Annotated in this window: 21 protein-coding genes; 11 read left to right on the top strand and 10 right to left on the bottom strand. The window is 72.8% G+C overall.

Features of this window, described 5'->3' with window-relative positions:
• Nucleotides 1-60 precede the first annotated feature (60 nt).
• Entirely contained in the window at nucleotides 61-624 is a 564-nt protein-coding gene (locus tag AQI94_RS13765) for an NAD(P)H-dependent oxidoreductase (RefSeq protein WP_031061378.1), read from the bottom strand.
• 102 nt (nucleotides 625-726) lie between these two features.
• On the opposite strand from AQI94_RS13765, the gene AQI94_RS13760 reads away from it, so the two are divergent.
• Genes AQI94_RS13760 through AQI94_RS13745 form a run of 4 tightly spaced genes read left to right on the top strand, consistent with a single transcriptional unit; the run spans nucleotide 727 to nucleotide 5,156 of the window.
• The gene (locus AQI94_RS13760; RefSeq protein WP_031061380.1) at nucleotides 727-1,407 is read left to right on the top strand and encodes a TetR/AcrR family transcriptional regulator; all 681 of its coding nucleotides are present in this window, start codon (nucleotides 727-729) and stop codon (nucleotides 1,405-1,407) included.
• A 59-nt stretch (nucleotides 1,408-1,466) separates the two neighbouring features.
• Nucleotides 1,467-2,495, top strand: coding sequence for a LacI family DNA-binding transcriptional regulator (locus AQI94_RS13755; protein WP_031061383.1), 1,029 nt, complete (start codon nucleotides 1,467-1,469; stop codon nucleotides 2,493-2,495).
• Nucleotides 2,496-2,510: 15 nt separating this feature from the next.
• Nucleotides 2,511-3,689 (top strand): 4-hydroxybenzoate 3-monooxygenase, encoded by a 1,179-nt coding sequence (locus AQI94_RS13750; RefSeq protein WP_031061386.1) that lies wholly within the window; start codon nucleotides 2,511-2,513, stop codon nucleotides 3,687-3,689.
• Between the two features lie 30 nt (nucleotides 3,690-3,719).
• Nucleotides 3,720-5,156, top strand: coding sequence for an aldehyde dehydrogenase family protein (locus tag AQI94_RS13745; RefSeq protein WP_031061390.1), 1,437 nt, complete (start codon nucleotides 3,720-3,722; stop codon nucleotides 5,154-5,156).
• A gap of 3 nt (nucleotides 5,157-5,159) precedes the next feature.
• Here the strand turns inward: AQI94_RS13745 and trxA are convergent, their stop codons facing one another.
• Nucleotides 5,160-5,546 (bottom strand): thioredoxin, encoded by a 387-nt coding sequence (trxA, locus tag AQI94_RS13740; protein ID WP_031061392.1) that lies wholly within the window; start codon nucleotides 5,544-5,546, stop codon nucleotides 5,160-5,162.
• Between the two features lie 144 nt (nucleotides 5,547-5,690).
• Here trxA and AQI94_RS13735 point away from each other — a divergent pair, with 144 nt between their 5' ends.
• The gene (locus AQI94_RS13735; protein WP_031061395.1) at nucleotides 5,691-7,121 is read left to right on the top strand and encodes a dihydrolipoyl dehydrogenase family protein; all 1,431 of its coding nucleotides are present in this window, start codon (nucleotides 5,691-5,693) and stop codon (nucleotides 7,119-7,121) included.
• 183 nt (nucleotides 7,122-7,304) lie between these two features.
• On the opposite strand, the gene AQI94_RS13730 is transcribed toward AQI94_RS13735, so the two are convergent.
• On the bottom strand, nucleotides 7,305-7,952 hold the full coding sequence (locus AQI94_RS13730) for a peptide deformylase (protein ID WP_062229745.1): 648 nt from the start codon (nucleotides 7,950-7,952) through the stop codon (nucleotides 7,305-7,307).
• Between the two features lie 118 nt (nucleotides 7,953-8,070).
• On the opposite strand from AQI94_RS13730, the gene AQI94_RS13725 reads away from it, so the two are divergent.
• Nucleotides 8,071-9,465 carry a PepSY-associated TM helix domain-containing protein gene (locus tag AQI94_RS13725; protein ID WP_031050113.1) on the top strand — a complete coding sequence of 465 codons (1,395 nt, stop codon included), beginning with the start codon at nucleotides 8,071-8,073 and terminating at the stop codon, nucleotides 9,463-9,465.
• Nucleotides 9,466-9,489: 24 nt separating this feature from the next.
• On the opposite strand, the gene AQI94_RS13720 is transcribed toward AQI94_RS13725, so the two are convergent.
• Nucleotides 9,490-9,936, bottom strand: coding sequence for a MarR family winged helix-turn-helix transcriptional regulator (locus AQI94_RS13720; protein ID WP_031050110.1), 447 nt, complete (start codon nucleotides 9,934-9,936; stop codon nucleotides 9,490-9,492).
• Nucleotides 9,933-10,415 carry a MarR family winged helix-turn-helix transcriptional regulator gene (locus tag AQI94_RS13715; RefSeq protein WP_031050107.1) on the bottom strand — a complete coding sequence of 161 codons (483 nt, stop codon included), beginning with the start codon at nucleotides 10,413-10,415 and terminating at the stop codon, nucleotides 9,933-9,935. The genes AQI94_RS13720 and AQI94_RS13715 overlap by 4 nt, the downstream gene beginning before the upstream one ends.
• Before the next feature lie 135 nt (nucleotides 10,416-10,550).
• Here AQI94_RS13715 and AQI94_RS13710 point away from each other — a divergent pair, with 135 nt between their 5' ends.
• Nucleotides 10,551-11,516 (top strand): pirin family protein, encoded by a 966-nt coding sequence (locus AQI94_RS13710; RefSeq protein WP_031050106.1) that lies wholly within the window; start codon nucleotides 10,551-10,553, stop codon nucleotides 11,514-11,516.
• A 28-nt stretch (nucleotides 11,517-11,544) separates the two neighbouring features.
• Here AQI94_RS13710 and AQI94_RS13705 read toward each other — a convergent pair whose 3' ends face one another.
• Entirely contained in the window at nucleotides 11,545-11,730 is a 186-nt protein-coding gene (locus tag AQI94_RS13705; protein ID WP_031050103.1) for a hypothetical protein, read from the bottom strand.
• A 244-nt stretch (nucleotides 11,731-11,974) separates the two neighbouring features.
• On the opposite strand from AQI94_RS13705, the gene AQI94_RS13700 reads away from it, so the two are divergent.
• Complete coding sequence (locus AQI94_RS13700) at nucleotides 11,975-14,905, top strand: helix-turn-helix transcriptional regulator (RefSeq protein ID WP_031050101.1); 2,931 nt, start codon at nucleotides 11,975-11,977, stop codon at nucleotides 14,903-14,905.
• A gap of 71 nt (nucleotides 14,906-14,976) precedes the next feature.
• Here the strand turns inward: AQI94_RS13700 and AQI94_RS13695 are convergent, their stop codons facing one another.
• From AQI94_RS13695 to AQI94_RS13685, 3 genes are read right to left on the bottom strand one after another with little or no spacing between them, the layout of a single operon-like run.
• Nucleotides 14,977-17,874, bottom strand: coding sequence for a CHAT domain-containing protein (locus tag AQI94_RS13695; protein WP_062229744.1), 2,898 nt, complete (start codon nucleotides 17,872-17,874; stop codon nucleotides 14,977-14,979).
• 3 nt (nucleotides 17,875-17,877) lie between these two features.
• Entirely contained in the window at nucleotides 17,878-19,119 is a 1,242-nt protein-coding gene (locus AQI94_RS13690; protein WP_031048120.1) for a hypothetical protein, read from the bottom strand.
• The gene (locus AQI94_RS13685; protein ID WP_031048117.1) at nucleotides 19,119-20,486 is read right to left on the bottom strand and encodes a hypothetical protein; all 1,368 of its coding nucleotides are present in this window, start codon (nucleotides 20,484-20,486) and stop codon (nucleotides 19,119-19,121) included. The genes AQI94_RS13690 and AQI94_RS13685 overlap by 1 nt, the downstream gene beginning before the upstream one ends.
• 123 nt (nucleotides 20,487-20,609) lie before the next feature.
• On the opposite strand from AQI94_RS13685, the gene AQI94_RS13680 reads away from it, so the two are divergent.
• The 3 genes from AQI94_RS13680 (at nucleotide 20,610) to AQI94_RS13670 (ending at nucleotide 23,360) form a co-directional block, all read left to right on the top strand.
• The gene (locus AQI94_RS13680) at nucleotides 20,610-21,035 is read left to right on the top strand and encodes a hypothetical protein (RefSeq protein WP_031048114.1); all 426 of its coding nucleotides are present in this window, start codon (nucleotides 20,610-20,612) and stop codon (nucleotides 21,033-21,035) included.
• 128 nt (nucleotides 21,036-21,163) lie between these two features.
• A complete protein-coding gene (locus tag AQI94_RS13675) occupies nucleotides 21,164-22,021 on the top strand; it encodes a DUF3592 domain-containing protein (RefSeq protein WP_031048110.1) in 858 nt (285 codons plus the stop codon).
• Nucleotides 22,022-22,211: 190 nt separating this feature from the next.
• Nucleotides 22,212-23,360, top strand: coding sequence for a PDDEXK family nuclease (locus tag AQI94_RS13670; protein WP_031048107.1), 1,149 nt, complete (start codon nucleotides 22,212-22,214; stop codon nucleotides 23,358-23,360).
• 48 nt (nucleotides 23,361-23,408) lie between these two features.
• On the opposite strand, the gene AQI94_RS13665 is transcribed toward AQI94_RS13670, so the two are convergent.
• Complete coding sequence (locus AQI94_RS13665) at nucleotides 23,409-24,167, bottom strand: NPP1 family protein (protein WP_031048104.1); 759 nt, start codon at nucleotides 24,165-24,167, stop codon at nucleotides 23,409-23,411.
• Nucleotide 24,168 lies beyond the last annotated feature (1 nt).

Here is a 24,168-nt window from a genome sequence, read left to right as displayed (position 1 = left end):
CAGGGGCCGGAGTGCCAACACTCCGGCCCCTGTCAGGAAACCCGTTCACGCGCCGCAGGCTCAGGCGGCCGCGACCTCGCCCGTGTTGCTGTGCAGCTGGGCGACGACCTCGGTCAGCTGCGCGGCGACCTCGGCGTCGTCGGCCGGGTGGGTCTCGGCGAAGCGGACCACGGAACCCGGGATGGACAGCTTGACGTCCTCGAGCACCTTGCCGCCGGCGATGCCCACGGCCTTACGGGTCTCGTCCTGCGCCCACACGCCGCCGAACTGACCGAAGGCGGTACCGACCACGGCCACCGGCTTGCCGCCGAAGGCGCCGGCGCCGTAGGGGCGCGACAGCCAGTCGATGGCGTTCTTCAGCACGGCCGGGATGGTGCCGTTGTACTCGGGGGAGAAGAGCAGGAACGCGTCGGACGCCTGCGCGGCCTCACGCAGCCTGGCGGCGGCAGCGGGGACCGCGCCCTCCACGTCGATGTCCTCGTTGTAGAAGGGGATCTCGGCCAGGCCCTCGAACAGCACGACCTCCGCGCCCTCGGGGGCGTGCTTGACGGCCGCCTCGGCGAGCTGGCGGTTGTGCGAACCGGCGCGAAGGGAGCCGACGAGCGCCAGGATGCGAACAGACATGCGTAACTCCAAGGATGCTGAAACACGGCGACAATGTTCCGGACCGGGGTCCGGTTAACGTTTCTAGCATCCTAAACGGACCGAGGTCCAGTTTTCTTCCCGATGCTTTACGCTGGCTTCATGTCCGCGACCCTGCCGCCGTTCCCGAAGTCTCAGGAGCCCTTCGACCCGCCCCGACTGCTGGAGGTCGGCTCCGCGCCCGACGAGCCCTGTCTGCGCGCCGACGCGGCCCGCAACCGTGCCCGTCTGCTGGAGGCCGCGACCCGGCTGATCGCGGAGCACGGTGTGGCGGGAGTCACCATGGAGGCGGTGGCCGCCGCGGCCGGCGTCGGCAAGGGCACCGTCTTCCGCCGCTTCGGCGACCGCACCGGACTGCTCATGGCGCTCCTGGACCACTCCGCGCACACGCTCCAGGCGGACTTCCTCGGCGGCCCGCCGCCGCTGGGTCCCGGTGCCCCCGCGGTGGACCGGCTGCGGGCGCTCGGCGTGGCCGTGCTGTACCGCTCCGCCGAACAGCTGGACCTGCTGCTGGCCGCGCAGGCGGAACCGACCCGTCGCCACTCCCACCCGTCGACCCGGGCGCTGCACATGCACACCACCATGCTGCTGCGCCAGATCGTCCCGGACGCCGACTGCGACCTCCTGGCCCAGACGCTGTTGGGCTATCTCGACCCCGCCCTCATCCACCACCTCACCCGGCAGTGCGGAATGCCCCTGGAGCGCCTGGAGGCCGGCTGGAACGACCTCGTCGCCCGGGTGACCGGCACGGATGCGCCGCACTGAGCGAAAGCGCAACCCCTGGTGTGGGAACCGTCACAGCTTCTGCAAAGATGACGATCGTCATGGTGCAGATACAGAACACGTCCGCGTCCTCCGCCACGCGCTCGGTTCCCACGAGCGCCGACGTGGCCCGCGTGGCCGGCGTCTCGCGTGCGACCGTCTCCTACGTCCTCAACAACACCAGCGCCGTCCGGATCAGCGAGCCCACCCGCCGCCGTGTCCACGCGGCCGCCAAGGAACTCGGGTACGTCCCGCACGCGGCCGCCCGCAGCCTGCGCGCCGGTCACAGCCGGATGGTCCTGATGCCCGCCCCGTCCATTCCGGTCGGCCCGCTCTACAGCCAGTTCATCAGTGAACTCCAGTGGGCCCTGGGCCGGTTGGACTACACGGTCGTGCAGTACGGCAGTGTCGGCCTCCAGGGCGAGGAGGCGGCCCGCGCCTGGGCGGAGCTGCGCCCGGTCGCCGTCCTGGTGCCCGGTGTCGGACTCGGCCCGCAGGGCGTGGCCCTGCTCCGGCGCTCCGGTGCCCGGGCCGTGGTCACCCTCGCTCCCGAGGCGGTCGAGGGGGCGCACGCCCTGCTCATGGATCACGCGGGCGTCGGACACAGCGCCGCCGCCCATCTGTACGCCCGCGGCCGGCGCCGTATCGGTGTCGTGGTGCCCGAGGAGTCCGGCCTGGAGGCCTTCTCGCTGCCCCGCCTCGCGGGGGTGCGCCGCGCTCTGCAGGGCACGGACGCCACGCTGACCGAGCTGCCCCTGGCCTACGAGGAGCAGGCCGCGGCCAAGCTCGCCGTGCGCTGGCGGGACCTCGGCCTCGACGCCGTGTTCGCGTACAACGACGAATACGCGATGCTGTTAATGCGCGCCCTCCAGGACGAGGGCGTGCGGGTACCGGAGGACACGGCGGTGATCGGAGCCGACGACCTGCTCCTCGGCCGGCTGCTGCGGCCCCGGCTGAGCACGGTCCACATCGAGCTCCCGTCCGGCCGTGACCTCGCCGAACTGGTCGATCGCGCGGTGCGTGAACCGGGCGCCGCGACCGAGACGCACACGGTGCTGGGTGCCACGGTCGTGCACCGCGACTCCAGCTGACGCAGGAGGCCTGCCATGCGCACCACGGTCGGGATCATCGGCGGCGGCCCCGCCGGACTGCTTCTCGCCCGTCTGCTGCACCTGGCCGGCATCGACTGCGTGGTCCTGGAGAGCAGGACGCGGGAGTACGTCGAGCACCGTCAGCGCGCCGGGATGCTGGAGCAGGGCACGGTCGACGTCCTGCGCGCGGCCGGCGCCGCCGGGCGTCTGGACGCCGAGGGCCTCGTCCACCAGGGCATCGAGCTGCGGTTCGCCGGGGAGCGGCACCACCTCGACTTCCCCGTCCTCACCGGTGGCCGTACGGTCACGATCTACGCCCAGACCGAGATCGTGAAGGACCTGGTCGCGCTCCAACTGGCCGAGGGGCCACCGCTGTTGTTCGAGGCGGAGGCTCTGGCGGTCGAGCGGCCGGAGAGCGGGGCCCCCGTGGTGCGGTTCCGGCACGAGGGTCGTGAACAGACGCTGACATGCGACTGGATCGCGGGCTGCGACGGCTTCCACGGCATCGCGCGCGGGGCCTTCCCGGCGGAGACGAGCCGGACCTACGCGCACGACTACCCGTACTCCTGGCTCGGGATCCTCGCCGACGTCGCCCCGTCCTGCGAGGAGTTGATCTACGCTCGCGGGGAGCGCGGCTTCGCCCTGCACAGCATGCGCTCGCGCGCCGTGTCCCGGCTCTACCTCCAGGTCCCCAACGGCACCGATCCGGACGACTGGCCGGACGAGCGGATCTGGGACGAGCTCGCCGCGCGGTTCGCGATCGAGGCCGACTGGACCCTCGCGCGGGGGCCGATCACCGCCAAGTCGGTGACGCCCATGCGCAGTCACGTCCACGAACCGATGCGGCACGGCCGTCTCCTGCTCGCCGGCGACGCCGCGCACATAGTGCCGCCGACCGGGGCGAAGGGACTCAACCTCGCGGTGTCGGACGTATCGCTCCTCGCCCGGGCCCTGACCGATGTGCACCGCACAGGATCGACACAACTGATCGACAGATATTCGGAGTTGTGTCTCTCTCGTGTGTGGCAGGCCACGCGCTTCTCGTATGACATGACTAGGATGTTGCATGCTCAACCAAATGGGGATGCGTTCGACAGTCGGGTGCAGCTCGCACGGCTGCGCCGCATCACCGCATCCCGCCATGCGGCCGCCGAACTGGCCGCGAACTACACGGGACTACCGCTCCCCGTGTGAGTCCCACCGGTGATCGAACGGAGAGCCGTCATGTCGTTGCTCGACCCCAAGAGCTGGCAGCCCCACCCCCTTTCGGGACCTGAGTACGCGGTCACCGAACCCGCCACCGGCGACACGCTCGCCACCGTCACCCTCGCCGGCGGCGAGGACGTGGAGCGCTCCGCCGAGGCCGCCCGCGCCGCCCAGAGCGAGTGGGCCCGGCTTCCGCACTTCGTCCGCGCGGGAGTGCTGCGCAAGGCCGGTGACCTGTTTTCCGCGCACGCCGACGAACTGCGCGGCTGGCTCGTCCGCGAGTCCGGGTCCATCCCCGGCAAGGCCGACTTCGAACTGCACGTGGCCGCCCAGGAGTGCTACGAGGCCGCCGCCCTCGCCTCCCGCCCCGCCGGCCAGGTCCTGCCCAGCGAGGCGCCCCGGCTGTCCTACACGCGCCGGGTCCCGGTCGGCGTGGTGGGCGTGATCTCGCCGTTCAACGCCCCGCTGATCCTCTCGATCCGCTCCGTCGCCCCGGCCCTCGCCCTCGGCAACGCCGTGATCCTCAAGCCCGACCCGCGCACCGCGGTCTGCGGCGGACTCTCGCTCGCCGCGGTCTTCGCCGAGGCCGGGCTGCCCGAGGGGCTGTTCCACGTCTTGCCCGGCGGCCCCGACGTCGGCCAGGCCCTGGTCGCCGACCCGCGGGTCCCCGTCATCTCCTTCACCGGGTCGACCGCGGCCGGCCGTGCGGTGGGAGAGGCGGCAGGACGCCACCTCAAGCGCGCCCACCTGGAACTCGGCGGCAATTCCGCCCTGATCGTCCTGGAGGACGCCGACATCGAGGCCGTGATCTCCACGGCGGCCTGGGGATCCTTCTTCCACCAGGGCCAGATCTGCATGACGACGGGCCGCCACCTGGTCCACGCGTCGCTGTACGAGGAGTACGTGGAGCGGCTGGCGGCGAAGGCCGACTCGCTGGCCGTCGGCGACCCCCACCTGGAGCAGGTCCACCTCGGCCCGATCATCGACGACAACCAGCTGGCCAAGGTGCGCGGCCTGGTCGACGCCAGCACCGCGGAGGGCGCCAAGCTGGCCGCCGGCGGTACCCACGAGAAGCTCTTCTACCGCCCAACGGTCCTCGCGGGACTCGACGACAGCACGCCCGCCTACGCGGAGGAGGTCTTCGGCCCGGTCGCGCCCGTACGGTCCTTCAGCACCGTCGACGAGGCCGCCGCCCTGGCCGCCGCGGGGCCCTACGGCCTCTCGCTCGGCATCGTCACCGGGGACGCGGCCCGCGGTCTCGACCTGGCCGAGCGGATCCCGACCGGCATCGTGCACATCAACGACCAGACCGTGAACGACGAGGCGGTCGCGCCCTTCGGCGGTATCGCCGCGTCCGGCACCGGCGCCCGGTTCGGCGGCGAGGCCAATGTGGAGGCCTTCACCGACGTGCGCTGGACGACGGTACGCGCGGACGTGGCGACGTACCCGTTCTGAGAACTACTGGTCGTTCTGCTCGGCCTGGGCCTGCTGCGCGGCCACGGACTTGCGGACCTCGTCCATGTCCAGCTTGCGGGCCTGCCCGATGACGTCCGTCAGGGCCGACTCGGGCAGCGCGCCAGGCTGGGCGAACACCGCGACCTGGTCGCGGACGATCATCAGCGTGGGGATCGACTGGATACCGAAGGCCGCGGCCAGCTCCGGCTGCGCCTCGGTGTCCACCTTGCCGAACACCAGGTCGGGGTTGTCCTCGGCGGCCTTCTCGTAGACCGGGGCGAACTGGCGGCAAGGACCGCACCAGGACGCCCAGAAGTCGATCAGAACGAACTCGTTGTCCGTGACCGTCTGGTCGAAGTTCTCCTTGGTGAGCTCCACGGTGCTGCTCATGACGTGATCCCTCTTCCTGGTCTCGGAGCGAAGCCGTCCGCACAACACGGCCGGTCGGTCCGGTATTCCACAGCTGTCACCACTCGGTATCCCGCGCGCGTACCCCTGGTGGCCCGAGCGCACACCACCCACCAGACTGGGCCCATGACGGAAACGGAAAACATCGCCTACGACGTCGTGGTGCTCGGTGCCGGGCCCGTGGGGGAGAACGTGGCCGACCGCACCCGCGCGGCCGGCCTCTCCACCGCGGTCGTGGAGAGCGAACTGGTCGGCGGAGAGTGTTCGTACTGGGCGTGCATGCCCAGCAAGGCCCTGCTGCGGCCGGTGATCGCCCAGGCGGACGCGCGCCGCCTGCCCGGCCTGAGCGCCGTGGTGCAGGGCCCCCTCGACGCAGCCGCGGTCCTCGCCCGCCGGGACTATTTCACCTCGGACTGGAAGGACGACGGCCAGGTCGGCTGGCTGGAGAGCATCGGCGCCGACCTCCACCGCGGTCACGGCCGCCTCAGCGGGGAACGCACCGTGACGGTCACCGGGCCCGACGGCGTGCGGAAGGTGCTGACCGCCCGGCACGCCGTGGCCGTCTGCACCGGCACCCGGGCGGTGCTGCCCGATCTGCCGGGGCTCGACGAGGTCAAGCCCTGGACCAGCCGCGAGGCCACCAGCGCCAAGGCCGCACCGGGCCGTCTCGTCGTGGTCGGCGGGGGAGTGGTGGCCACCGAGATGGCCACGGCCTGGCAGGCCCTCGGCTCGCAGGTGACCCTCCTGGTACGCGGGAAGGGCCTGCTCAACCGCATGGAGCCGTTCGCGGGCGAACTCGTCGCCGAGGCGCTCACCGAGGCGGGCGTCAGCGTCCGCACCGGCACCTCGGTCCGGTCGGTCACCCGCGAGAACGGCACGGTCGTGGTCGTCACCGACACCGGCGACCGCATCGAGGCCGACGAGATCCTCTTCGCCACCGGCCGCGCCCCCCGCACCGACGACATCGGCCTGGACACCGTCGACCGGGAGCCCGGCAGCTGGCTGGAGGTCGACGACAGCCTCCGCGTGACCGGCAGCGACTGGCTCTACGCGGTCGGCGACGTCAACCACCGAGCGCTCCTCACCCACCAGGGCAAGTACCAGGCCCGCATCGCCGGCGCCGCCATCTCCGCACGGGCCTCCGGCTCCGCGGTCCAGGCCGACGCCTGGGGCGCCCACGCGGCGACCGCCGACCATGACGCGGTGCCCCAGGTCGTCTTCACCGACCCGGAGGCGGCCTCCGTCGGTCTCTCCCTCGCGGAGGCCGAGCAGGCGGGTCACCGGGTCCGCGCGGTCGACTACGACCTCGCCTCGGTGTCGGGCGCCGGCCTCTACGGCGACGGCTACCGCGGCCGCGCCCGCATGGTCGTCGACATGGAACGCGAGATCCTCCTCGGCGTCACCTTCGTCGGGCCCGGCGTCGGCGAACTGATCCACTCCGCCACGATCGCGGTCGCCGGGCAGGTCCCGATCAGCAGGCTGTGGCACGCGGTCCCGTCGTACCCGACGATCAGCGAGGTGTGGCTGCGGCTGCTGGAGGCGTACCGGGACAACTGACGGACGGCACGGGGGCGGGGCGGGCGGATCGCGGGCCGTCCCCGGCACGGGCGTCGCCGGTGGGCGCTCGGCGCCGGGCAGAGGGCGCGGGGGAGTGTGCGGCCGGCTTCCGTACCGTGGCCGCCTCGCGGGATCCCGGCACCCCCACGCTGCCGCCCGCCACCTCCTCGGCCCGCCGACCCGTCAGCCCGGCAGCTCGAAGCCGAGGGACGCGGCCGCCCGCTCCGGCGTCGGCTGCGTCCAGCGCTCGGCCACCGTCTGGTTCGAGGACAGCGAGCGCAGCTCGGCGCGGTCGAGGTAGAGCGCGCCGTCGAGGTGGTCCGTCTCGTGCTGGACGATCCGCGCTGGCCAGCCGCCGAACACCTCGTCGACCGCGCGGCCGTGCTCGTCCTCGCACCTCAGCCGGACCTCGGCGGGCCGCGCCACCACGGCCTGCCACCCCGGCACGCTCAGACACCCCTCGAAGAACGCCACCCGTCCGGCGCCGACCGGCTCGTACGCCGGATTGACCAGGACCCGGAACGGTTGCGGCACCCGCCCACGCGCCAGCCGTACCTCCTCCGGTACGGGCGCCGGGTCCTCGATCACCGCGATACGCAGCGGCACCCCCACCTGCGGGGCGGCCAGTCCCACGCCCGGCGCCGCGTGCATGGTCAGACGCAGTGCCTCGACGAAACGGGACAGCAGCGCTGCGTCCAGCTGGCCGTCGTAGCGCTCGGTACCGGCTCGCAGGACCGGCTCGCCGGCCGTCACGATCGGCAGCGGACCGTCCGTGTCCAGGAGTTGCTCGACCAGCTCGGCAAGGGGCGCGCGATGACTCGGAGTTGCCATCGCGCCAGGATGCCATGGAGCGCCTTGTGATGCAGGTCACTTCGGGGCCCGGGAACTCGACGCCCCCGTCCTCCGACTACTGGACCGTCACCGTCCCCAGCCCCCGGAGAAGCCGCCGATGTCCATCGCCCCCTCGACCACCAAGGACGAGGTCCCTCAACCGGCCGCCCCCGCGCCGGCCCCCAGCAGATGGGCCCCGCTGCGCCCGCTCGTGCTGCGACTGCACTTCTACGCCGGTGTGTTCGTGGCGCCCTTCCTCCTCGTCGCCGCCGTCACCGGGTTCCTGTACGCGGGTGCCTTCCAGGCCGAGAAGATCGCCTACCGGGACGAGATGACCGTCGCCGCCGTCGGCGACCGCAAGCTGCCCGTCTCCGAGCAGGTGGACGCCGCCCGCAAGGCGCACCCCGAGGGCACGGTCTCGGCGATCCGTCCCTCGCCCGCGGCCGACGCCACGACCCGGGTGCTGCTGTCCGGCGTGAAGGGAGTCGACCCGAACCACACCCTCGCCGTGTTCGTCGACCCGTACACCGGGAAGGTCCGCGGCACGCTGGAGCAGTACGGCTCGACCGGCGCGCTGCCGCTGCGGACCTGGATCGACGAGTTCCACCGCGATCTGCACCTCGGCGAGAACGGCCGCCTGTACAGCGAGTTCGCCGCGAGCTGGCTGTGGGTGATCGCGGGAGGCGGCATCGTGCTGTGGTTCTCCCGCCGCCGGGCCCTGCGCAAGGTCCGCGGCACCAGCGGGCGCCGTCGCACGCTGGGACTGCACGGCAGCGTCGGCGTGTGGGCCGCGGCCGGCTTCTTCTTCCTGTCGGCGACCGGACTGACCTGGTCGACGTACGCCGGCGCCAACATCGACGAACTGCGCACCTCGCTGGGCCAGTCCACGCCGTCCGTCTCCGCGGCCGCGGGCGGCGACCACGCGGGTCACGGCGCGTCCGCCTCGGCCGGGGACGCCGAGCACGGCGTCGGTCTCGACAAGGTGCTGGCCGCGGCCCGCGCCGAAGGTCTCGGCGACCCCGTCGAGATCGTGCCGCCCGCCGACGCGTCGTCGGCCTATGTCGTACGGCAGGTGCAGCGCAGCTGGCCCGAGAAGCAGGACTCGGTCGCCGTGGACCCGACCGCAGGCGAGGTCACCGACACGGTGCGGTTCGCGGACTACCCGCTGCTCGCCAAGCTGACCCGCTGGGGCATCGACCTGCACACCGGCGTCCTGTTCGGGCTGGTCAACCAGCTCGTCCTGATGCTCCTCGCGCTGTCGCTGGTCCTGCTGATCGTGTGGGGCTACCGCATGTGGTGGCAGCGCGGCCGGGGCTCCGCCTTCGGCCGGCCGATCCCGCGCGGCGCCTGGCAGCAGGTCCCGCCGCAGATCCTGGTGCCCGGCGTGGTCCTGATCGCCGTCCTCGGCTACTTCGTGCCGCTGCTCGGCATTCCGCTGGCCGGCTTCATCGCCGCCGACGTGATCCTCGGCGAGATCGCGCACCGGCGGGGGAGGAGCGGCACGACGGCCTGAGACGACCGGCTGCTTCCCCAACCCCTACCGGGGCAGGGCGGCGAGCTCCGCGTCGGCCCGCTCGGTGATGAGGCTCAGTACACGTCCGGCGACCTCGAGGTCCTCGGTCGGGATGCCGGCGTAGACCCGGGCGCTGATGGGGGCGGTCTCGGCGGACGTCGTCTCGAACAGCTCCCGGCCGGCGTCCGTGATCCGCACCTGGGACGCCCCCTGAGGAGCCACCAGCCCTGTGGAGATCAGCTCGTCGACCACGGAATGCGCCTGAGGCGGATCGATCTTCAGCGCGCCGACGACGTCCTCGACGATGCGGGCACGCTCGACCGGCCCCTCCGCCACGGCGGCCAGGCGCAGCGTGACCGACTGCTGGAAGGTCACGCCGTGGCGGGCCAGGACGTTCTCCAGGAGCGCGCGGGCGGCGTAGTGGGCCAGGGCTATGACACGGGGGTTCAGGACGGGAGTGGCGGTGGTCATGACTGCTCCTTGAGGTTCTCGTGCGTCGGGTCGAGAGGTGCGTCGAGCAGAGTCGTCAGCTCACGCCTGAACTCCCGCGTGCGTGCGCTGTCCAGGCCTCCGAGCGGTGCCAGCAGCTGCTCCAGGAGACCCTGGACGAGCTCGATGGCCTGCCCGGTCCGCTCGCGGCCCTCCTCGGTGAGCGCCAGTTGCACCGCGCGCGGGTCGCGCGGGTCGCGAGTGCGCTCCAGGAGCCCGGCGCTCTCCAGGGAGCGCGCCAGCTTGGAGACGTAGAGCGGTTCGAGGCCGGTCCGGTCGGCGAGGCGCCGCTGGCTGGGGCGTTCGCCGCCGCGCTGCATGCCGTACAGCGAGGCCACCAGCGAGTACTGGGCGTGCGTCAGGCCGAGCGGCGCCACCGCGCGATCGACCGCGACCCGCCACTTCATCGACAGTCGCCAGACCAGGAAACCGGGCGTCGCGCCCTCGGATGCCGTACTCATGCTCGATACAGTACATGGCTACTATGTCCATGGCTACTATTTTGCCCGCGGTCACAGCCCGGTGCGCGGTCCGTCGCCCCGGAGCCCGGGGGGACGGACTGACGGGAAACGCTCCGCGGGGCTAGGTTGGGCGACATGAGCAATCTTGATCGCCAGGCGGTTCCCGCTCTGTGCGGCGGCCGCGGCTTCGTGGTGGCGGAACCCGTGCGTGAACTCCTCAGCCCCCGCCGCGTGAAGCTGGGCGAGTCCAGCGAGGTGCGCCGGCTGCTGCCCAACCTGGGCCGCCGTATGGTCGGCGCCTGGTGCTTCGTCGACCACTACGGCCCCGACGACATCGCCGACGAGCCGGGCATGCAGGTGCCCCCGCACCCGCACATGGGCCTGCAGACGGTGAGCTGGCTGCACCAGGGCGAGGTCCTGCACCGGGACTCCACCGGCAGCCTGCAGACGATCCGCCCCCGCGAGCTGGGCCTGATGACCTCCGGCCGCGCGATCAGCCACTCCGAGGAGAGCCCGAAGGCGCACGCCCGGTTCCTGCACGGCGCCCAGCTCTGGGTCGCCCTCCCGGACGGCGACCGCCACACCGACCCGCACTTCGAGCACCACACCGGGCTGCCCCAGATCACGGCCCCGGGCCTGACGGCCACGCTCATCCTGGGCGAGCTCGACGGCGCGCGCTCACCCGGAACGGCGTACACCCCCATCGTCGGCGCCGACCTGAGCCTGGCCCGCGGCACGGACGTACGCCTGCCGCTGGAACCGGACTTCGAGTACGCCGTGCTGTCCATGTCCGGCGAGGCCCACGTCGACGGAGTGCCGGTGCTGCCCGGCTCGATGCTCTACCTCGGCTGCGGCCGCACCGAACTCCCGCTGCGCGCCGACTCGGACGCGGGCCTGATGCTCCTGGGCGGCGAGCCGTTCGAGGAGGAGCTGGTGATGTTCTGGAACTGGATCGGGCGCTCCCAGCAGGAGATCGAGCAGGCCCGCCAGGACTGGATGACGGGGTCCCGCTTCGGTGAGGTGAAGGGGTACGACGGTGCGCCACTGCCTGCCCCGGAACTGCCGCCGCTGCCGTTGAAACCGCGGGGGAGGGTGCGCTGAGCCGCGGGGACGCGCGGCACGGCGGCGCTCACCGGCTCCTCTTGTCGAACCATCCGAACGACCGGAGGAGGGAGGCGCCCATGAAGAGGATGCCGAGCGGGACGATCGTGAACCAGATGGCAGCGGCGCCCGCCGATGCGAGCAGGGCGATGGCTCCGATGGCCAGCGCCAGCAGCACGAGCATGCCCAGAAGGACACGAATCTTGGAAACCAACGGATGACTCTCCCGTGTTCGGCTGGGCTCTGTCGACCGGACGGGGTTCGCTGCCCGCCGGAAGCTCATGAGGCGAGTCTCCCCACGCCGATCGCCGAAGGCGTTCGTAGAACTACCTGATCGAGTACGTAGGTTCACCGGCCGGCACGGGGCGCGAGTCGGCCGACGGGATGGCCTAATATCCGAATTGACCATTAACAGGTGGTCGTTTCGGGTGCTCGTCCATGGGAAGGGGGAGGGCCACTTGCCTCCCAAGGATCAGGCCCATGGGAACGGCGCCGTGCTCGTCGGCAGACAGACGCAGATCGAGTGCCTTTCCGCGGTCGTCGAGGGGCTGGCCGACGGCCGGGGAGTGGTCCTGGAGGTCGCTGGAGAGCCGGGGATCGGAAAGACCGCCCTGCTGGGTCTGCTCGCCGAGCGGGCCGGCGCGGCAGGGGCACGGGTGGCGCGAGCCCATGCCGCGCGCGGTGCGACACGACCCGGCCAGATCATCACCGAAGTGGTGGATGCCCTGGAGGTGCCGGATTCCTCGATCGCCCGGGAGCCGGATGCCGGGGTGCGGAGCGTGCTGGGGCGCTGGGCGGCGCGGCGCGGCGGCGTGCTCGTCCTCGACAACGTGCACCTGTGCGACGACCAGTCCGCGAGGCTGATCGCGCAACTTGTGCGGACACCCCCGCCCGGCCCGTTCGTCCTCGCGCTGGCGCACCGCCCGCGGCAGACCGGCCCAGTGCTGAGAGAAGCCCTCGAACACGGAGCGGAGACCGGGTCGGTCGTCTGCCTGACCCCCTCCCCCCTGGACCTCCGGGCGATATCCACCCTGCTCGGACACCCGGGATCCCCCACCGACACCCTCTCCCCGCACGCCGTCTCCCGCCACGCGTACACCGAGTGGCGCGCCGCGGAGGCACCCCTGGTCGACGGCACCTACGCCGAGCAGTTGCACGCTGCTTCCGGCGGCAACCCGCGGATGCTGCGCATCCTGCTCGCGGCGCGCTGGGACCCGGACGAGTGGCCGCTCAGCGCCGGTCCGGACCGGGACGGCATGCTCCGGGAGGCCGTCTCCGTCGTCACCGAGCTGGACTCGCTCAGCGCTGACGCCGCGCACTCGGTCCAGGTCGCCGCCGTTCTCGGCGATCCCTTCCTGCCGGACGACGTCGCCGAAGTCTCCGGTCTCGGTCTGGAACGGACCCTCGGAGCGTTCACCGAACTCGTCGAAGCGGACCTGATCCGGCCGCTGCCCTGGGGCGGCGGCTACGCCTTTCGGCACCCGGTACTCGGCCACGTCGCCCTGGAACACGCGTCGCCGGCCCTGCGCGTCACCGCTCACGGACGGGCCATGGAACTGCTCACCGCACGAGGGGCCTCGGCGCTTCAGCGGGCCCGGCAGGCCGAGCACCTGGTGGGCGCCGGCAGCGCTCAGGTCCGGCAGGCGCTGGTCGACGGCGCGGCGGAGGCGATGGCCAAGTCCCCGGCCACCGCTGCCCGTTGGCTGCGCCTGGCGCTGGACCAGCTGCCCGCCGGAGAGCGGATCAGCGCCTCCCGGGTCGTCCTGGTGCTCGACCACTGCCGGGCCCTCGCCGCCGTGGGCCGCCTGCAGGAGGCACGGTCCCTGGTGCACGAGTTGCTCCGGCACCAGTCGGATCTCTCCGGGGACCTGCTACTGAGCGCCTACGCCGTCTGCGCGGAGCTGGAGCGGTTGCTGGGCCGTCACCAGGAGGCCGACGCGGTGGTCCGGACGGCACTCGACCTCGTACCCCGCCCCCTGCCGGTCCCGCTGCCGGCGCCGGCGGCCGAACTGATCACCGCGTACGGGCGAGTGCAGTTGTTCCGGGGCACGTACGGCGAGGCACGTGAGGTGGTCCGGGAGGCGGCCGAGGCCGCCGGCACCGCCGGCCCGGCGGTGCCCTACCTGCGGGCCCTGGGTGCCCTCGGCGACACCCAGCTCGGGCTGCTGCCCGAGGCCGTCGCCGAGGTCACCGAGTGCGCGCGGATCGTGGACGCCCTGCCGGACTCCGCCGCCGTCACCATGCCCGACGTCCTGGCGATGCTCGGCTGCGCGGAGTTGTTCCAGGAGCGCTTCCATGACGCCTACCGCCATCTGGAACGAGGACTGCAGGCGACCACCGGTGCCACCCGGAGGTTCATCCGGATCAACCAGCTGGTGGCCCTGTGCCACCTCGACCAGCTGACGGGGCGTCTGGAGACGCTCTGCCACCGCGCCGAGGAGGCCCATCGGCTCGCCCGGATGAGCGGGGTCGACGAAGCCGCCGGAGTCGCCCTGGTCCTCAGAGCGACGGGACTGCTGTGGACCCGGCCACGCCGGGACACCGACAGGCTGCTCGAACTCGCCGGGGAGGGGCTCTCCCTCGCCCTGCGCAAACAGGGCTGGCGGGCAGCCGTGGCGGTCGGCCTGCGCGCCCAGGCCCAGTTCCTCGCCGGGGACCCGGAAGGCTGTCTGCGCACCCTCGTCGAGGAGGGCGGTCCGCAGCTGCACCGGCTGCCGCGGGCCTGGCAGCCTTCCCTCCTGGCCCTCGCCTCCGTGGCGGCCCTGCGCTGCGGTGACCGCGACGCCGCACGCGAGTGGGCCACGACGGGGGAGGCCGTGGCCGAACAGCTGGGGCTGCCGCTGCAACAACAGCACGTGCGCAGGGCCCGGGCCGAGCTCCACGCCGCCGAAGGCGAACACCGCCTGGCGGCAGGGCTGTTCCACGAGGTCGCGGAGTCGTTCCGCCGAGCTGGCCTGCCGGTGGAACACGCCTGGACCCTGGTGACCGGGGTGCCTTCGGTGCACGCGGCCCACGGCATCGAGCAGGCGCTGGAGTGGCTCGACAGGGCGGGAAAGGCGGCTCGGAGTTGCGGAGCGCAGCGCATCCTGGAGGAGGCGGCGAGAGTCAGGAGCCTTCTGCCCACGTCCCGCACGGCCACCGGTGCGGCGGTCGCCACGGCGCAGGAGGCGAGCGCCCGGGCGGCGGTGGCCCTTCTCACCGAGCGAGAGCGGGAGATCGCGGAACTGGCGGCAGGGGGCAAACGCACCAAGGAGATCGCGGAGCAGCTCTTCGTCAGCGCCAGGACGGTCGAAGCCCACCTCGGCCGCGTCTACCGCAAGCTCGACATCCCCTCCAGGGCGGCACTGTCGCGCGCACTCGGCGGAGCGGACCACCGGCCGACCGTCTGACCCGTCGCCGGCGGGCCTTGCCGCGCAGCTGCCCACGGTGACCGTGCCGAGGCCGCCCAGGACCTCCGCGGTCAGGCGACGATGCAGGTCATGGCGGCCCACAGCAGGGGGGAGTGCTCGATCCGGCCGTCGGCGCGCCAACGGTCGAGCTGCTCCCGCTGCCAGCGGCCGAGCCGGTGCACGGGGTCGGGGTGCTCGTGCGCGGAGTCGACGGCGACGACCGCCTCCGACAGCGGACGTACGGATTCGGACAGACCGGCGAGTCGATGGAAGGCGAAGCTGGTCGGCAGGACCCAGCGGGTCGCGGTGACCAGCTCGGCACCGTTGTGGATCATCGCCGTGGCCGGCCCGAACGACTCGGCGAACCGCAGATCGCCGCCGCTCTCGCAGCCGATCAGGGCGACCCGCGGGGGCGCGGGCCAGATGCGCCCACCCGGCTCCCCGTCCGCCCGCAGGGGGAGCGTGCCCAGCAGGAGGTCCTTGGCCGACAGCGGCCGATGGGTACGGACCGCCGCGGCCAGTCCGGTGCTCTCCGGGCCGCAGCACAGGTGCAGGGAGCCGTCCTCGCTCTGCCCGCCGTCGACCGGTGCGCCGCTGACGTGCCCGACGTACAGGAGTCTGCGGGCCCCCTTGCGAAGCACCGCGCTCAGCCAGTCCCGGTCCAGGTCGGTGCGGCGGAACGCCTCGGCCGGGGTGTCGAGGGCCGGCTCGACGGCACCCGCGTCCATCCGCGCCCGCACCAGCGACTGGAGCTCCTGATCCGAGCCGGGTGGCCCCAGGACCGAGCCGAGCGGGGAGTCGGCCCGGAATCCCGGCACCCGGGGGTCGAGGACGAGGACGACCGGGCCGGTGTCCCGCGCCGGAGCACCGGGACGCTCGGAGGGGGGTCGCCGTCGCAGCGAGGTCGCCGTGGTGGTCACCACGTCCGCGAGCTCGACGAGCCGGACATCGCCGTCGACGGCCAGGAGCTCCCAGGGGACCTGGGCGACCCGCGGCGACGGCTGGATCCGTATCAGCGGGCGGCCCGCGCGTTCCGACACCTGGCGTATCTGCGCTGTCAGCCCTTCCGGCCACAGCGCCTCGGCCAGCGTACGGGCGAGTCGGCGCTCGGCGATCGGATCGGTCAGCGCCCCCGACGCGAAGGCCCGCCGCATCCCCGCGGCTCCCTCACCCGCCCCGGGCAGCGCCGCCGCCAACTCGCCGACCGCCCGGTCGACTTCGGCGGCCGGACCCCGGCCGGTGCCGAAGCCCCGGGCGCCGCCGGCCCACGTCCAGGTCATGAACAGGTCGCCCGCGTCGGCCAGCCGGACCTGGACCACCGGGCGGTCCGTCAGGTCGTCGGTGAACCAGAAGGGAACCTCCTCCTCGTCCACGATCCGCCGGCGATAGCGGTGCTCGGCCGCCTCGATGAACTCCTGGAGCGCGATCCGTCCGGTCTCCGGCGACATCCGCACCTTCGGCGGCGGCGCCACCCTCAGCCCGGCGGAGGCGGCGGCCTCCGCCGCCACGCCGCCGAGCGACGGCGCACCCTCGCCGGAGTTCCCGTACGTCTTCATCGCCGCGTCCGGGAAGAGCGGCGCGGTGGCTTCGGAGGACCTCGCGGACCCCGGCGCCGGGCTCAGCGCGAGCGCGGCGCCCGCGCAGCGGTGTTCCACCAGCTCGAACAGGAGCCCCTGGTCCTGACGGCGTACGGCCAGCCGGAACGCCAGGCCCATGGCGTCGTCCGCCAGCATCAGCCACTGGCTGCGCGCGTGGGCGGTGACGAAGTCATGGCGTGCGGCGGCCAGGGCCAGGGCGGCCGGGACAGCCAGCGAGAGTGCCGTATCGATGGACCGCCTCTCGTGGTCGCCGTGGTCCGTCCGGTCCAGGTTGTCCTCCAGGGTCCGCGCGAGCATGAGGTCGACCTGCGCGCACCGCTCCAGGATCCCCCGTTCCTGGTAGACGTCACGGGCCCCCTGGGCCAGCCGCTTCATCTCCTCGATGTCACCCCGGTCGTACGCCTGCTGGGCGCCCAGCAGCATGGTGTCGGCCGCGGCCACCGCCGCACCGAGCTGCGCGAACCGGTCCAGGCTCGCCGCCATGAGGTCGTGCGCGCCCGTGGCGTCGCCGCGCCGGTCCGCGAGGAAACTCCGGGCCTGCTCGCAGACGGCCAGGTCGCCGAACCGTCGCTGCTGCTCGAAGAAGGCGGACGCCTCGGTGAACAGGCTTTCCGCGAGGTCGAGTTGACCCCGTTGCATCGCGAGGGAGGCCCGGTGCGCGAGCATGGTCTGCTGCTCGCCGGTGTTGCCCAGCGACCGGAAGGCGTCCTCCGCACGGGCGAAGTGGTCCTCGGCCGCGTCGAACCGGCCGGTCGAGGAGCAGATCACGCCGAGCGCGGTCAGCAGCCGGGGCACGGCCTCCGCCGCACCCGCCGCAGTGCCGGACAGCAGCAGCGTGGCCTGTTCCTCGGCTGTTCCCCACTCGCCCCGGTCCATCAGCAGGAGTACGCGGTTCAGGCCGAGTTCGGCACCGCGCAGCCCGTCGGGATCGTCGAACCCGGTCAACTGGGCCGTGGCCTCGTCGAGACAGGCCAGTGCCTCGTCCGGACGACCGGTCCGGCGCAGGAGGTCGGACCTGGCGATCAGGGTCCGCAGCACGGTTTCCCGCCACAGTTGACGGCCTCGCGGCCCCATCGGCGCCGAGGCGATGCCGTCCAGCAGGGCACGGGCCCGGTCCACGGCGTCCTCGGCGCCTGGCAGGTCCGAGGCGTCGAGGAGGACCGTGCCGAGGTCCGTCAGCAGGTGCGCGCGCAGGAACCGTACGTCGGGAGAGTCCTCCAGGGACTCGGCCACGGCCAGCGACTCGTCGTAGACGGCGCACGCGGCGTCGAAGTCGGCGGCCATGTGGTGCTCGTGGGCCTGGGCGAAGGCACGGTCGAAGGGGTCTCCGTACAGGGGCGCGGGTGCCTGTGCGCTGGTCTCGTCCGCCATGTCTCAGTAGTCCTCGCCGGTGGCGGCGGCCAGGATCTCGGCGAGAAACGGTTGCGTGCCGTACGCGCCGGGCTGTGCCGCGTCCGCCAGTCGCCGCCGGGCCAGGTCCCGGATCGCCGCACGCTCGACCCCGGTATCAGGGCCGTGGCCCGGATCGAAGCCGGGCAGCAGGACACCGACCTCGATGCGCGGCGGCGCCGTGACCGGCAGGCCCGCTCCGGGGCGCAGATCCAGTTCCCCCCGGCCGGTCCACACGTCGTCGCGCCGGGTGAGCGGCACCCGGTGCGGGTCGCCGCCGTTCACCCGGACCTCCGCGGCGAGCGGCACGCCGGCCGCGGGTGCCGTGACGTGTGCGACGACCTCGACCTCGATCTGCCGTAGCTCACCGTGCGCGCGAGCGGTCCAGGACACCGCGTCCTCGGCGGCGTCGACGAACCCCGGCGGGTAGCGGCGCCAGTCGTTCGTCCCCGACCCCCGGGCGATCACCCTGCCGCCCGCACCGGGCGCGGCGCCCGCGGCGAGGGCATGGCCGTCCCGCCCCGCGAACAGCGCGGAGAGGTCCACCGGCGCGGAGGTACGGCCGTGGCCCCGCTCCTCTTCGAGGGCCGAGCGGAGGCGGCGCAGCTCAGGACCGTCCAGCCCGGCGCAGTCCGCCGCGTCGTCGATCAGACGCAGGACACTCCCCAAGTGGCGTGCTGTCTGCGCCGGTCGGGGTGTCGCATGCCACCACCGCAGAAGCGGGTCGAGGGCGGCTCGGTGCTCCTCGATCAGTTCGGCCACGCCGTCGTCCAAGTCGTCGAACAGTTCCTGGCATTGGTGGGTGAGCGCGGCCAACTCAAGTCCCAGCACGTCACCTTCGAGCTCCGCGATGCCGTCCGTGTACGACGCCGGCCACCACCGGGCCGCCCAGTGGCCGAGGCCGAGCCGGGCGGCGGTGCCGGCGAGAGCGCCCGGCCTCGCCCTGACGCGTACGCCTGCCGGTTCCCCTGCCGCCGCGTCGTGCACGGCTGCGGCCACGCCGTCGCCGTAGACCGCCCACAGCCACTGCTGCGCCCGCCGCACGTCATGGACGTCCGCCACGGGCGGCGTCTGCGCTCCGAGGACGGGCCAGACCAGGAGCGCCCCGGCGACGTCCAGCACGGATCGCGTGAAGTCCGGGCCCAGGGCGCTCTCGTCGTCGCCACCGGGGGCGGCAGCCACGCGGATCGAGCCGTCGCGGCCGCGCGCCACATGGACCTCTGTCATCACGCGCTCCTCGGCTCGGCCGCGTCCGCAGCGGTCGCGGGCGCCGCGGACAGGGCGCGCAACGCCGCTCGGACCCTCGCGCGGTGGTCCATCATCACCGAGCGGGCGACCCCGTCGAGGACCGCCCACACCGACGCGAGGTCGGCCGGTGGCGCGCCGCGGACGTCCCTCCCGTGCAGCCGCACCCACAGCCGCCGCATGTAGGGCACCCAAGGGGTACGCAGATCCTGGGCGAGGGCGTCCAGGGCGCCGCCGTCCGGGTCGGGGTGGGGAGAGACGGTCATCCGGCGGGCCCGCAGCACCGAAGCCTCCCGCCGCCAGCGGCTGTTGACGACCTTGTGCGCGGCGGTCCGCGCCGGCCCGGGGGCCCCGGTGCCCAGGGGATCGAGGCCGACCGCGAGACATGCGCCGAGGACGACGGCGACGCGCAGGCTCTCGTCGTACAGGCCGAGCGGGGCGCAACTGCGGCCGGATTCCCGCGCGACGAGCTCCGGCACGGTGGGCAGTTCCTCGCGCCGGGCCGACGACTGGAGTACGACGAACAGGCGCTCGAAGAGCGTGCGGTCCAGGGGCGCGGGCAGGGTCGCGGTGGAGGCGCCCCGGCCGATCTCCGGCCGCGGCGGCACCGGCCGCGCGGTCAGACCCAGATGAGCGGGCGGCTCCGCGCCGCCCCAGAGGCCGCCCGGCTGCGCCCACACGACCCGGCCGAACAACTCCCCGTGCCTCAGCTCGATCATCCGCGCGTACGCCGACGGGTTCGGCTCCGGTGCGGTGCATGTCTCCAGGACCTCGGCCGCCGGCGCCAGCGCCTCGGCCGCGTCCCTCGCCGGCCCACGGCTCTCCCAGGCGGCGGCCAGTTCCTCGGCGAGCCGGGCCCGCAGGGCGGGATCCGCGAGACAGTCCTTCAGCGCCTCCACGGTCCGTCCGCCGCCCGCGTGCACGACCTCGTCGACCACGGCCCGCGCCACCTCGTCGGCCCCGGCCGAGGGCGCCCCGTGTTCGGTCGCCAGCTCGAAACAGCGCTGGAAGTACAGATCCTGGGGATTGCCCGCCACGACCCCCAGGGCCCGGCGCGCCTTCTTGAGCAGTGTGAACCACTGCGCCGTCGCCGTGAGAAGGCTTCCGGACTCGCGGATCAGGGCGTCGAGCCGCGCGGCCTCGGCCGGTTGGAGGAAGTCCGCCGCGAGTTCGGCGTGCAGTGCGGGCCGAACGATCAGCGGCAGCACGATCAACTTGACCGTCCGCGTCAGCGGCGCGCCGCCCGGTCCGCTCAGCGACTCCAGCCCCGCCCCGAGGTCACGCCAGGCGTGGTCGATGACCTGGGCGCGCGGTCGGCGCTCGCCGATCGGCTGGCTCGGAGGCGGCATGGGGGGAGAGTACGTCGTCCACGAACAGGCGGTCGAACCTGGGATCGGTAGGCGTCCCGGGCCTCCTAGCGTCCCCTCCATGCACCGCGCCGGATGCGGTGCTCACCACAAGGAGAAGCGGACATGGGAATCTTCGGCAAGCGCGGCAGGAACCGCGAGGAGCGGGCCGCCGAGATCGCCGGCAAGGTGGCGAGCGGCAAGGGCTTCTACGGCCGCACCACGCGCGCGTTCCTCGGCGCGGAGGACTTCGCCAAGGTCCAGCAGTCGATCGGCGCGTACCAGTCCGGCCACGACGTCCGGCAGTTGCTCGCGCAGGGGGCGCCGACCACGGCCGCCGTCGTCCTGTCGATCAGCGACACCGGGCGGCTGGTCAACTTCGACCCGGTCGTCGACCTGATCCTCCAGCCGGCCGGAACCACCGACCGGGTCCCCCTGCAGACCATCGTCTCCAAGCTGCGCATCCCCCGCACCGGCGACCAGGTCCTGCTGATCGCCGACCCCGCCCGCCCGGGCGGCTACCTCTACGCCGGGGACGGCGTGACCCCGTGACACCCGCCCCGCCGCACGAGGCGCCGGTGAACGGACCATCGCGCCCGGGGCCAGGAAGACCACCGTGCACACGATGCCGAACATCAGGACGCCCGAATGCGTCTGTCCCGGGGGGGGGGGGAGATCCGATGACATGGCACGACCTGCCGGCGCTCTGGTGGACGGTCCCCGCAGCCGTGGCCCTGCTCGGATACGGCCGCTCGGTCGCCGGGGTGACCCGGGCCCAGCGGGCGGTGTGGGTGAAGGCGCGGATCGTGGACGTGGGGCTGCCGGCCCACGGTGACTCCAAGCGACCCGGGATACCGGTGACGCTCGCCTTCCAGGACCCGGCCACCGGGCGGGAGTTCGCCCTGCCCAACGCCGGCGACCACGGCAACGCGATCGAGGTGGCGTGGGTGGGCCGGGAGGTCGAGGTGCGTTATCCCCCGGGGCGACCGCTCCGGTTCGCGGTCGTGCTCGACACCGACGGGGAGAAGAACGGACGCATGGTCCCCGACTGCGCGGTCATGCTGCTCCTCGTCGGGCTGGTGATCGACGCGACCGTCCGCTGGGGGTACCCGTGGGCACTGCTCGGCTTCGGCGCCCTGCTGACCGCCGCCGCGGTGCGCAGCCCCGACATCCGCGTGGCACGCGCCCGCAAGGCCCTGCTGGCGTCGGCTGTCGCCGTCCCGGCGCGGGTCGTGGCCGTCACGAGGGACGTCCATGCCGACGGCGAGGGCGGCGAGCTCGTCAGCCACGCCCCCGTCGTCAGGTTCACCACCCGTGAGGGCACCCGCGTCACCGTCCTGTCCCGCGACGGCATCCGCGATCCCGGCCGCTCCCTCCACCGGGCCCTGACCATCCACTACGCCCCCTCCGACCCCTCCGTCCACACAACCGACCCCACCGCCGACCGCCGGTCCGGCGCGATGAGCACCGCCTTCGTCCTCGCCCTGCTGGTCACGGGCGTGACGGCATTCGTGGCGGGCACGATCGAGTTGACGTGAGGGAGGGGTCGTGGGCCGCGGTCGGCTCGAAGCTCCGGGCAGCTCCGTCCCACGTATCCGGACCGCCGGGGATGGGGAGCAGGCCCTAGGCTTGGCAGCGCTGTTGGAAGAAGTGCGGACGGCCGTCGACTCCGTCCCGAGGCCCGGCCCCAGGGGGTACGACGGGGCGTTACGTGAGGGTGGGGAGTGCGTGTCCGATCAGCCGGTGTTCGTCCTGGGCGAGGAACTGCAGGCGCTGGAGCTTGCCGGGTTCGAGACCGAGGCGGAGTTCCAGGAGTTGCTGGCGCGCCATCCACGGATGCTCGACTTCGGCACCCTGGCCGACGGACGGCCGCTGCGGCTGGTGCTGGTGGCCCGTGAGATGAGGGTGCCGACGGGCACCGAGAGCGGGACGGCGTACTGGCTGGACCATCTCTTCGTCGACGCGGACGGCGTGCCGACGCTGGTGGAGGTCAAGCGTGCCACCGACACCCGGATCCGCCGCGAGGTCGTCGGGCAGATGCTGGACTACGCGGCGAACGCCGCCCGTTACTGGCCGGCGGCCCTGCTGCAGCGCTCCTTCGAGGACACCTGCGTCAAGCACGGGCGAACGTTGGAGGAGGGGTACGAGGAGCTTCTCGGCGGCCGTTCCGCGGACGAGTTCTGGACGTCGGTCGAGGAGCGGTTGGCCGCCGGGCAGATGCGGCTGCTGTTCGTCGCTGATCAGATTCCGCTGGAGCTGCGGGCGATCGTCGAGTTCCTGAACCGCCAGCTGCGGCAGACCGATGTGTACGCGGTCGAGCTGACCCAGTACCGGGGCGGGGGAAGCCTTCGTGTCCTCGTCCCGCGCATTCACGGTGAGGTCGCCTCGGTGGCGAAGTCCCCGTCCGGTCGCCGGACCACGCGGCGTACCACGCGGACCGAGATGGACGCGGCCCTTCGGTCCCGTCCCGATCCGGAGGTTGGGCGGATCGCGACGGCCCTGCTCGATCACGCCGCGGCCAACGGGCGCCTGGAGGGCGGAACGGCCAAGTACCCGAGCATGTCCGCCCATTACTCCGTCTCCGGACGGCAGGTGCCGTTCTGGAGCCTGTCCGTGCTGGACAAGCCCGTACGGGACGACCTTTCCTTCGCCTTCGGATCGATCAGTTATCACCTCGGTCAGGAGCGGGCGGCGGGGTTCGCGGCCTCACTGCCCGTCGTCCCCGGCCTGGCCGAGCGGCTGGAGGCGCTGCCGGCCAAGGGCTACAACGCCTGGCCGTCCGTCTCCCTCGACGCTCTCGCCGCGGAGCCCGGTGCCCTGGAGGGCGTTCTGTCCGCGGTCGAGAGGCTCGTCGAGGGTCCGGACCCCTCCGCCTGATCCTGGCGGCCGGCCTGCCGGCGCTGCTCGGCAGGCCGGCCGCCTCGCTCAGGCGGAGGGGTCGAAGGGGATCCCGGACGGTTTGGAGTGGTCGAGGGCGTACTGGAAGTCGCCGTCGTCGATCTTGAGGGTGGCCGAGCCGAAGTCCGCGGAGATCAGCTTGTCGCGGTAGCCGGCGGGATAGCCGTTCCAGCCGACGAGCCGGGGGAAGAACCAGCCGCCGGTGGCGTTCTCGGGTGGCTCGTCGCCGCCGGTCGCGAAGCGGAAGCAGTGGGTGGAGACGCCGTCCTTGTGGTAGACGATCTTCGGGTGGGTGCCGTCGAAACGCACCGCCGAGCGGGCTGCGACCTGGTAGCCGGAGTGCTGGGACACCGACACGTACTGGACCTGGTCGTCGTGGACCCACACCACGACGTGCTCCCAGTCGTGGGTGTGCCCGATGGCCGCCGGACCGAGGGTCGCCTGGTCCTTCTCGAAGTAGCTGGCGTACATCACGGCACACCAGCCGTTGTCGCACTTCGCCCGTGAGTAGGTGTTGGCGTTGGCGAGCTGGGCGGGGTCGTGGCACTTGCCGTTGACGTCGCCGCCGAGCTTCAGCCCGGGGTTGATCGTGCCGTCGGCGCCGATCGCGGCGGTGGCGTAACAGCCGTCGCGGTCGTAGTCGTAGGCGGGGGAGAAGGTCTGCTCCAGGCCGTCGGCGTTCTGGGGGAGCAGGGTCAGGACGTTCGCGTGGGCGGTCGCGGGGATCGCCACGACGAGCGCCAGGGCGGCGCCCAGAGCCGTGGTCAGTGATCTCGACTTGCGCATG

It is taken from the genome of Streptomyces pseudovenezuelae, from assembly GCF_001513955.1.
Classification (GTDB): Bacteria; Actinomycetota; Actinomycetes; order Streptomycetales; family Streptomycetaceae; genus Streptomyces; species Streptomyces pseudovenezuelae.
Note: the sequence above shows the minus strand (reverse complement) of the source record. Positions and strands in the feature narration are given on the sequence as shown.

What these genes read in the sequence shown, in the direction of transcription:
- AQI94_RS13720 (WP_031050110.1), bottom strand. Translation starts at nt 9,936, where the DNA reads ATGACCACCGCCACTCCCGTCCTGAACCCCCGTGTCATAGCCCTGGCC.
- AQI94_RS13690 (WP_031048120.1), bottom strand. Translation starts at nt 19,119, where the DNA reads ATGACAGAGGTCCATGTGGCGCGCGGCCGCGACGGCTCGATCCGCGTG.
- AQI94_RS13745 (WP_031061390.1), top strand. Translation starts at nt 3,720, where the DNA reads ATGTCGTTGCTCGACCCCAAGAGCTGGCAGCCCCACCCCCTTTCGGGA.
- AQI94_RS13760 (WP_031061380.1), top strand. Translation starts at nt 727, where the DNA reads ATGCTTTACGCTGGCTTCATGTCCGCGACCCTGCCGCCGTTCCCGAAG.
- AQI94_RS13665 (WP_031048104.1), bottom strand. Translation starts at nt 24,167, where the DNA reads ATGCGCAAGTCGAGATCACTGACCACGGCTCTGGGCGCCGCCCTGGCG.
- AQI94_RS13755 (WP_031061383.1), top strand. Translation starts at nt 1,467, where the DNA reads ATGGTGCAGATACAGAACACGTCCGCGTCCTCCGCCACGCGCTCGGTT.
- AQI94_RS13750 (WP_031061386.1), top strand. Translation starts at nt 2,511, where the DNA reads ATGCGCACCACGGTCGGGATCATCGGCGGCGGCCCCGCCGGACTGCTT.
- AQI94_RS13710 (WP_031050106.1), top strand. Translation starts at nt 10,551, where the DNA reads ATGAGCAATCTTGATCGCCAGGCGGTTCCCGCTCTGTGCGGCGGCCGC.
- AQI94_RS13765 (WP_031061378.1), bottom strand. Translation starts at nt 624, where the DNA reads ATGTCTGTTCGCATCCTGGCGCTCGTCGGCTCCCTTCGCGCCGGTTCG.
- AQI94_RS13725 (WP_031050113.1), top strand. Translation starts at nt 8,071, where the DNA reads ATGTCCATCGCCCCCTCGACCACCAAGGACGAGGTCCCTCAACCGGCC.
- AQI94_RS13715 (WP_031050107.1), bottom strand. Translation starts at nt 10,415, where the DNA reads ATGAGTACGGCATCCGAGGGCGCGACGCCCGGTTTCCTGGTCTGGCGA.
- AQI94_RS13685 (WP_031048117.1), bottom strand. Translation starts at nt 20,486, where the DNA reads ATGCCGCCTCCGAGCCAGCCGATCGGCGAGCGCCGACCGCGCGCCCAG.
- AQI94_RS13675 (WP_031048110.1), top strand. Translation starts at nt 21,164, where the DNA reads ATGACATGGCACGACCTGCCGGCGCTCTGGTGGACGGTCCCCGCAGCC.
- AQI94_RS13680 (WP_031048114.1), top strand. Translation starts at nt 20,610, where the DNA reads ATGGGAATCTTCGGCAAGCGCGGCAGGAACCGCGAGGAGCGGGCCGCC.
- AQI94_RS13730 (WP_062229745.1), bottom strand. Translation starts at nt 7,952, where the DNA reads ATGGCAACTCCGAGTCATCGCGCGCCCCTTGCCGAGCTGGTCGAGCAA.
- trxA (WP_031061392.1), bottom strand. Translation starts at nt 5,546, where the DNA reads ATGAGCAGCACCGTGGAGCTCACCAAGGAGAACTTCGACCAGACGGTC.
- AQI94_RS13695 (WP_062229744.1), bottom strand. Translation starts at nt 17,874, where the DNA reads ATGGCGGACGAGACCAGCGCACAGGCACCCGCGCCCCTGTACGGAGAC.
- AQI94_RS13735 (WP_031061395.1), top strand. Translation starts at nt 5,691, where the DNA reads ATGACGGAAACGGAAAACATCGCCTACGACGTCGTGGTGCTCGGTGCC.